At 67.1% G+C, this 6,931-nt stretch carries 10 protein-coding genes; 7 read left to right on the top strand and 3 right to left on the bottom strand.

Annotated features, from left to right (window positions below):
* The coding region (locus A5698_RS18685) for a thiamine pyrophosphate-dependent enzyme (protein WP_231967457.1) at window positions 1-690 on the top strand (690 nt) is incomplete at its 5' end.
* A 27-nt stretch (window positions 691-717) separates the two neighbouring features.
* Window positions 718-2,154, top strand: a complete 1,437-nt coding sequence (locus tag A5698_RS18680; RefSeq protein ID WP_067087317.1) for an aldehyde dehydrogenase family protein — start codon at window positions 718-720, stop codon at window positions 2,152-2,154.
* Here A5698_RS18680 and A5698_RS18675 read toward each other — a convergent pair.
* The gene (locus A5698_RS18675; RefSeq protein WP_197500640.1) at window positions 2,151-2,471 is read right to left on the bottom strand and encodes a DUF1330 domain-containing protein; all 321 of its coding nucleotides are present in this window, start codon (window positions 2,469-2,471) and stop codon (window positions 2,151-2,153) included. The two genes, A5698_RS18680 and A5698_RS18675, sit on opposite strands and share 4 nt — an antisense overlap.
* Before the next feature lie 4 nt (window positions 2,472-2,475).
* On the opposite strand from A5698_RS18675, the gene A5698_RS18670 reads away from it, so the two are divergent.
* Window positions 2,476-3,378 carry an amidohydrolase family protein gene (locus A5698_RS18670; RefSeq protein WP_068299924.1) on the top strand — a complete coding sequence of 301 codons (903 nt, stop codon included), beginning with the start codon at window positions 2,476-2,478 and terminating at the stop codon, window positions 3,376-3,378.
* 137 nt (window positions 3,379-3,515) lie between these two features.
* Complete coding sequence (locus tag A5698_RS18665) at window positions 3,516-4,289, top strand: VOC family protein (RefSeq protein WP_068299920.1); 774 nt, start codon at window positions 3,516-3,518, stop codon at window positions 4,287-4,289.
* 7 nt (window positions 4,290-4,296) lie between these two features.
* Here A5698_RS18665 and A5698_RS18660 read toward each other — a convergent pair whose 3' ends face one another.
* Entirely contained in the window at window positions 4,297-4,875 is a 579-nt protein-coding gene (locus tag A5698_RS18660) for an SDR family oxidoreductase (protein WP_067087325.1), read from the bottom strand.
* A 117-nt stretch (window positions 4,876-4,992) separates the two neighbouring features.
* On the opposite strand from A5698_RS18660, the gene A5698_RS18655 reads away from it, so the two are divergent.
* A complete protein-coding gene (locus A5698_RS18655) occupies window positions 4,993-5,358 on the top strand; it encodes an RNA-binding S4 domain-containing protein (protein WP_084792516.1) in 366 nt (121 codons plus the stop codon).
* A 3-nt stretch (window positions 5,359-5,361) separates the two neighbouring features.
* On the opposite strand, the gene A5698_RS18650 is transcribed toward A5698_RS18655, so the two are convergent.
* Complete coding sequence (locus tag A5698_RS18650) at window positions 5,362-5,808, bottom strand: cupin domain-containing protein (RefSeq protein WP_067087330.1); 447 nt, start codon at window positions 5,806-5,808, stop codon at window positions 5,362-5,364.
* A 78-nt stretch (window positions 5,809-5,886) separates the two neighbouring features.
* Here A5698_RS18650 and A5698_RS18645 point away from each other — a divergent pair, with 78 nt between their 5' ends.
* The gene (locus A5698_RS18645; protein ID WP_068299916.1) at window positions 5,887-6,303 is read left to right on the top strand and encodes a hypothetical protein; all 417 of its coding nucleotides are present in this window, start codon (window positions 5,887-5,889) and stop codon (window positions 6,301-6,303) included.
* Window positions 6,285-6,905 carry a GNAT family N-acetyltransferase gene (locus A5698_RS18640; protein WP_068299913.1) on the top strand — a complete coding sequence of 207 codons (621 nt, stop codon included), beginning with the start codon at window positions 6,285-6,287 and terminating at the stop codon, window positions 6,903-6,905. The genes A5698_RS18645 and A5698_RS18640 overlap by 19 nt, the downstream gene beginning before the upstream one ends.
* Window positions 6,906-6,931: the final 26 nt, after the last annotated feature.

Raw genomic sequence — 6,931 nt, 5'->3', positions numbered from 1 at the left:
GCAGATCTCGATGCCCTGATCAAGGCCGACGCCGCCGAGATTGCGCGCGTAGCCGAGGAGGCGCCCAGCGGTCGCGCGCCGATCCACCCGGCCCGGTACGTCGTCGAGGCCACCAAGGCGTTCGACGAATGCACCGAGGACGGCATCCTGGTGCGCGACGGCGGCGCCACGGTGATCTTCCAGTGGACGTACTCGCAGACCAAACCGCGGGACGTGATCTGGAACCAGAACTTCGGCCACCTCGGCACCGGGCTGCCGTACGCCGTCGGCGCCTCGGTCGCGGAGGGACGCAAACGCCCGGTCATGCTGCTCACCAGCGACAGCGCGTTCCTGTTCCACATCGCCGAACTCGAGACCGCGGCGCGTGAGAACCTGCCGCTGGTCTGCGTCGTCGGCGTCGACCACCAGTGGGGCCTTGAGGTCGGCGTCTACAAGCGCACGTTCGAGCAGCCGTCACCGCAACCGGGCGTGCACTGGAGCAAGGACGTCCGGTTCGACAAGGTCGCCGAGGGCTTCGGGTGCCACGGCGAGTACGTCGAGAAGGACGACGAGATCGGCCCGGCGATCAAGCGGGCGTTCGCGAGCGGTAAGACGGCCGTCGTCCACGTCTGCATCGACCCGAAGGCCAATTCCGAGGAGATGCCGAAGTACGACCGATTCCGCACCTGGTATGCAGAAGGCACCCAGTAGGCCGGCCATCTAGGGAAGAGTGAGGGCATGCGCGAATATCTGAAGTTCTACATCGATGGTCAGTGGGTCGATCCGATCCGGCCCAACACCCTCGAGGTTGACAACCCGACCACTGAACAGGTTTCCGGCAAGATCGCGATCGGTTCGTCGGCCGACGTGGACGTGGCGGTGCAGGCCGCCCGGCGGGCGTTCGCCACCTGGTCGCAGTCCAGCCGCGACGAGCGGCTCGACCTGCTGCAGGCGATCATGGGCGAATATCAGAAGCGCGCGGGCGACCTCGCCGACGCGGTGAACGAGGAGATGGGTGCGCCCGCCTCGCTCGCGGCCGGACCCCAGGTCAACCTCGGGCTGGGCCATCTCGCGACGGCGATCGAGGTGCTGAAGAACTTCGAGTTCGAGGAGCAGCACGGCGCCACGCTGGTGGTCAAGGAGCCGATCGGGGTGTGCGGGCTGATCACGCCGTGGAACTGGCCGATCAACCAGATCGCCTGCAAGGTGTTCCCCGCGTTGGCCACGGGTTGCACGATGGTGCTCAAACCGTCGGAGGTCGCACCGTACTCGGGTCAGATCTTCACCGAGATCCTCGATGCGGCAGGCGTTCCCGCCGGCGTCTACAACCTGGTGTTCGGGGACGGTCCGGGTGTCGGTGCGGCACTGTCCGCGCATCCCGACATCGACATGGTGTCGTTCACCGGGTCGACGCGCGCCGGTGTCGACGTCGCGAAGAACGCCGCGTTGACGGTCAAGCGGGTCACCCAGGAACTCGGCGGCAAGAGCCCGAACATCGTGCTCGACGACGATGACTTCGCCAAGAGCGTCACCGCGGGTGTCTCGGTGATGATGATGAACAGCGGCCAGAGCTGTAACGCGCCGTCGCGCATGCTGGTGCCGAACTCACGCATGGACGAGGCGATCGCGATCGCCCGTGAGGTGGCGGGTGCGGTCAAGGTCGGCGATCCCGACGACAAGACCGCGATCGGCCCGGTCGCGTCCAAGGCGCAGTTCGACAAGATCCAGGGTCTGATCCAGAAGGGCATCGACGAGGGCGCGACCGTCGCCATCGGCGGTACCGGACGGCCGGACGGGCTGGACAAGGGCTACTACGTCAGGCCGACGGTGTTCGCCAACGTCACCAACGACATGACGATAGCCCGCGAGGAGATCTTCGGCCCGGTGCTGTGCATCCTCGGCTACGACGACCTCGACCAGGCGCTCGAGATCGCCAACGACACGGAATACGGTCTGGCCGGCTATGTTTCGGGCGCCGACCTGGAGAAGGCGCGCGCGGTCGCGCGGAGGATCCGGGCCGGATCGGTCGCCATCAATCACGGCTTCGACATGGCCGCGCCGTTCGGTGGGTACAAGCGCAGCGGCAACGGTCGCGAATGGGGACACTTCGCGTTCGACGAGTTCCTGGAGATCAAGGCCGCTCTCGGCTACGCGCCGGAGGCCGCAGCCGGCTAGGGCTTGAGCAGCGGTCGCAGGTCGTCCAGGCGGTCGAACAGGTGCCAGACGTACGACGACGACCCGTTCTCTCGGTGCGCGTGCAGGTCGGCGAGTTCGGGGTCGTTGCAGTAGCCGTCGAACGCGTCCTTTGAGTCCCACTCGACGAGGATCAGCACCTTGCGGGGCTCGATGTCGCCGAGCACGGCCTCGCGGAACTGGCCCAGCGCGACGACGCGACCGCCGTGTTTGGCGACCTCGGCGGGGGATCGCCTCGAATAAGCGAGGTACTCCTCGCGGTCGGCGACGTCGAACAGGTTCAGCGCATATATGGTCACGTAGGTGACGGTACGCGGCGAGAAGTACGAATACGGCATCGATTTCGCGGGCATCGCGGCGGTCGACATCCACACCCACGTCGAGATCGACGGCCACGGCCACAAGGCGTACGTCGACGAGCTCGTCGAAGCGACCGAGAAGTACTTCAAGATGCCGCCCGGCGCGATGGCGGGTGTCGACGCGATCGCCGACCTGTACCGGCGGCACAACACGGCCGCGGTGGTGTTCACGATCGACGCGCGGACCGCGATGCGGCACACGCCGAACTCGATCGAGGATCTTGTCGCGGGCGCAGCGCGCAACAACGACGTGCTGATCCCGTTCGGCAGCGTCGACCCCTGGCACGAGCGCCGTGCGGTGCACCGGGTCCACGAACTCGTCCGCGACTACGGGGTCAAGGGCTTCAAGTTCCATCCGAGCATGCAGGCGTTCGAGCCCAACGATCGTCGCTTCTACCCGATCTACGAGGCGATCACCGAGGCCGGGCTGCCCGCGTTGTTCCACACCGGCCAGACCGGGATGGGGTCGGGACTACCGGGCGGGCACCGCATCAAGTTGCGCTATTCCGATCCGATGCTGCTCGACGACGTCGCCGCCGACTTCCCGGACCTGACGATCGTGATGGCCCATCCCGCGGTGCCGTGGGTCGACTCGCAGATCGCGATCGCCACTCATAAGGCCAACGTGTACATCGACCTGTCCGGCTGGAGCCCGAAGTACTTCCCGCCGCAGCTCGTTCGCGCGATGAGCAGGCAGCTGCGGACGAAGGTGTTGTTCGGCACGGACTTCCCGTACATCCAGATCGACCGGTGGCGCAGCGACTTCGACACCCTCGACGTCGATCCGGCGGTGCAGTCGTTGATCTACAAGGAGAACGCGCTGCGGGTCCTCGGCGTCACCCCTTGACCGCGAGCAGACGCAAAACTGTCCCTTTTCGCGGCATTTTGGGCAGCTTTACGTCTGCTCGCCGAAGATGGCGATGAGTTTTCGAGACGACGGCGGTCTGCACCGGTGACTGACCACTCACCGCGAAGGAGACCGCCGTGCCCGTCCGCAATTCCGCCCCTGTGGGCGCCCCGATCTGGATCGACCTGGCGTCCTCGGACGTCGAACGCTCACAAGCCTTCTACGCTGAGGTCTTCGGCTGGACGTTCGAGTCGGCGGGCCCCGAGTTCGGCGGCTACGTCACCGCGTCCAAGGACGGCAGGCTGATCGCCGGCCTGATGCCAAATGATCCGCAGTGGAACAGCCCCGACGGCTGGACCACCTACTTCCACACCACCGACGCCAAGGCCACGCTCGATGCCGCGATCGCCTTGGGCGCGACCACCTGCGGAGCGCCCGTCATGGAGATCCAGGACAAGGGTTGGATGGGAATGCTGTCCGACCCTAGCGGAGCGTTCGTCGGGCTGTGGCAGCCGGGCGGGCACCGCGGATTCGAGATCGTCAACGAACACGGCGCGCCGGTGTACTTCCAGTGGACCGGCCGCCACTACGCCGGCACCCAACGGTTCTATCGCGAGCTGTTCGGCTGGCAGGTCGACACGGTATCCGACACCGACGAATTCCGGTACAGCACAGCGAGCTTCGACGGCAAGGCGCTGCTGGGCCTGATGGACGGCAGCGCGTTCCTGCCCGCGGAACAGCCGTCGAACTGGAATTTCTTCCTCGGCGCCGACGACGTCGACAAGACCGTGCAGCTGGTACTCGACAACGGCGGCAGCGTTATCCGCGACGCCGAGGACACGCCCTACGGGCGGCTGGCCGCGGTGGCTGATTGCACCGGCGCGGCCTTCAACCTGAGCTCGCTGCAGTAAGCGAGTGTCAGGCGGTCATCAAGTAGTCGGTCCTGCCGACGAACACGATGCTCGCCGGGTTCGCCGTGGTGGCCGCTTCGACGACGGCGTCGGCAAACGTCATGTGGCTCATGTCGCCGGACACCACCGTGAGCTGGACGCCGGCCTGGCGGAACTCCGAACGCCTTGTCAGCAGGGCGGTTTCGCCGGCCCGCATGCTCGCCGCGACGGCGGTATAGCCCTTGGGCACCGCCTTGTCGGGGAAGAAGTGGGCCTGGTGGCTGGTGACGAACACGATCCGGCCGCCGACCGGCATCAACGGGAGCGCCGCCAGCGCGAGGCGCCGTTGGGCATCGCGGTTCAGGCGCATCGCGCACTCGGGATCCGCCCCGGTGTCGAGCACATCCGACGAGTTGAGGATCAAGGTGTCCAACCGGCCGAAGCGGGATGCGATGCCCTCGATCACCTCCGCGGATTCGACCTCGTCGGAGACGTCGCGTGTCACCACGACGTGGGTGTCCACGCTGCCGAGCTGGCGCGCGACCCGTGCGCCGAGCCCCCTCGAGCCGCCGGTGACCAGAACGATGCGTTCGGGATCGTGATCCATGTCGGGCTCCTTCCGTCGCTGAGCGCCCGCGTGGACTCACCGTACACCTCTTTCTAAGAAAAATAAGGCAGAAATAAGGTCACAATAAGGTTGCCGTGGAGGGTTCATGATGGTGACGTGGAGTCGACCCGCGTAGACAGGTGGTTGTGGTCGGTCCGGCTGGCCAAGACCAGGCCGGATGCCGCAGAGGCGTGTCGCGGTGGGCACGTCCGGGTCAACGGTCGACCCGCCAAGCCGGCGACCATGGTGTCGCCCGGCGACGAGGTCCGGGCTCGAATCGGGCAGACCACCCGCGTCGTCGAAGTGCTGCGGGTGATTCAGAAGCGGGTGGGCGCAGCGGACGCGTCGACGTGTTACCTCGACCGGACGCCGAAGCCGGCGGTCAGCGAGACGGTGCAGTTCGCGGCCCGCGACCGCGGTGCGGGGCGGCCGACCAAGCGGGACCGCCGGATGCTGGAACGGCTGCGCGCGGGCCTGCGATGACGATCAGCCGGTAGGGGGCGCGAGTTCGAAGTCGGCGAAATCGAAGCCCGGCACCACCACGCAGCTGACGAGGCTCGGCTCGTCGTCGCGGGGGCGGGCGCGCTGCCAGTGGCCCGGCGGCACGACGAACTGGGGCTGCTCACCGGCGAGGATGTCGGTGCCCAGTAGATGGGCTGCGGCACGGTCCTGCTCGGGTCCGACCTCGAGCAGCAGCGGGCTGCCCGCGTGAAACAACCACAGTTCCGCACTGCGCACGGTGTGCCACGCCGACTGCTGGCCCGGCATCAACAGAAAGAGGATCGCGGTGCCCGCACTGCGCGGGCCGGTGTAGGCCGGCGGCAGCGCGGACTGCGGCACCGTCAGGTCGCTGCGCCACGTCTCCCTGTACCAGCCGCCCTCCGGGTGGGGGGACAGGTCGAGGCGTTGTGCCCAGTCCGGAAGATCGGCCATTCCAGTACCTGCCTTTTCGGTGTCGGACACTCAAGACTAGAGACCGTTGCGGCGCGATCCAGCCGATAGGCTCGTGGCATGTCGCGCGTGCGCCCCGGATGGCTGGTCGCCCTGTGCGGGGCGATTGTCTCCGTGAGCGGATGGCTGCCGTGGTTGACCGCGAACGGCGGTCGGGTCAGTGCGATCGGTGGAATCTTCGGTGACCTGCCCGCGCCGAAGCCGGGCTTCGGGGTGGGCCAGCTGATCGTGCTGCTGGCGTCGTTCTTGATCGTCGCGGGGGCGATGTCGGCCCGCGGCTTCTCGGCTCGCCTCGCATCGACTGCCGCGCTGGCGATTTCGGTTCTGTTGGTGGTCCTGGCCGTGTGGTATTACCGGCTCTACGTGTACTCGCCCGTGTCCGCGGGTTACGGGCTCTACATCGGCGCTGCCATGGCCGTGGTCGCGGCCGTCCTGTCGGTCTGGGCGATGGTGACCTCGTGGGCGACGGTCGGGTAGACGGCGGAAGCGGTTTCGTCCAGCCGGTCGGTTTGACCGGCGACCGCTGGGTGACCCTGGAACCGCTGCGCCGAGAGCATGTCTCGGAGATCGCAGCGGTCGCCGCCGACGGTGAGCTCGGCCGGCTGTGGTTCACCGCAGCGCCCGCACCGGAAGACGTCGAGCGGTGGGTGGACGCCCGATTGGCGGTGCAGGCCCCCGACACCGGGTTGACGTTCGTGGTGCGGCGTCACGACGGAACACTGGTGGGGTCGTCGAGCTACATGGCCGTCGACACACCCAACCGGCGGCTCGAGATCGGCAACACGTGGTACGTGGCCTCGGCGAGGCGCAGCGGCGTCAACTCCGAGACCAAGCTGCTGATGCTCGGCCATGCGTTCGACGAACTCGGTTGTGTCGCAGTCGAGTTCCGTACTCACTTCTTCAACATGGCCAGCCGTGCGGCCATCGAGCGGCTCGGCGCCAAACTGGACGGGATACTGCGCAGCCACCAGGTGCTGCCCGACGGGTCGCGCCGCGACACGGTCGTGTACTCGATCCTTGACGTCGAATGGCCGGCCGTGCGAAACAACCTGCAGTACCGGTTGAACCGTCACGCGTGACGCGCGGAGACGCGCCGAGACAGCGG

The organism is Mycobacterium sp. E136 (genome assembly GCF_001666865.1).
Classification (GTDB): domain Bacteria; phylum Actinomycetota; class Actinomycetes; order Mycobacteriales; family Mycobacteriaceae; genus Mycobacterium.
The sequence above is the reverse complement of the archived record's forward strand: the minus strand, read 5'-3'. Positions and strand labels throughout refer to the sequence as shown.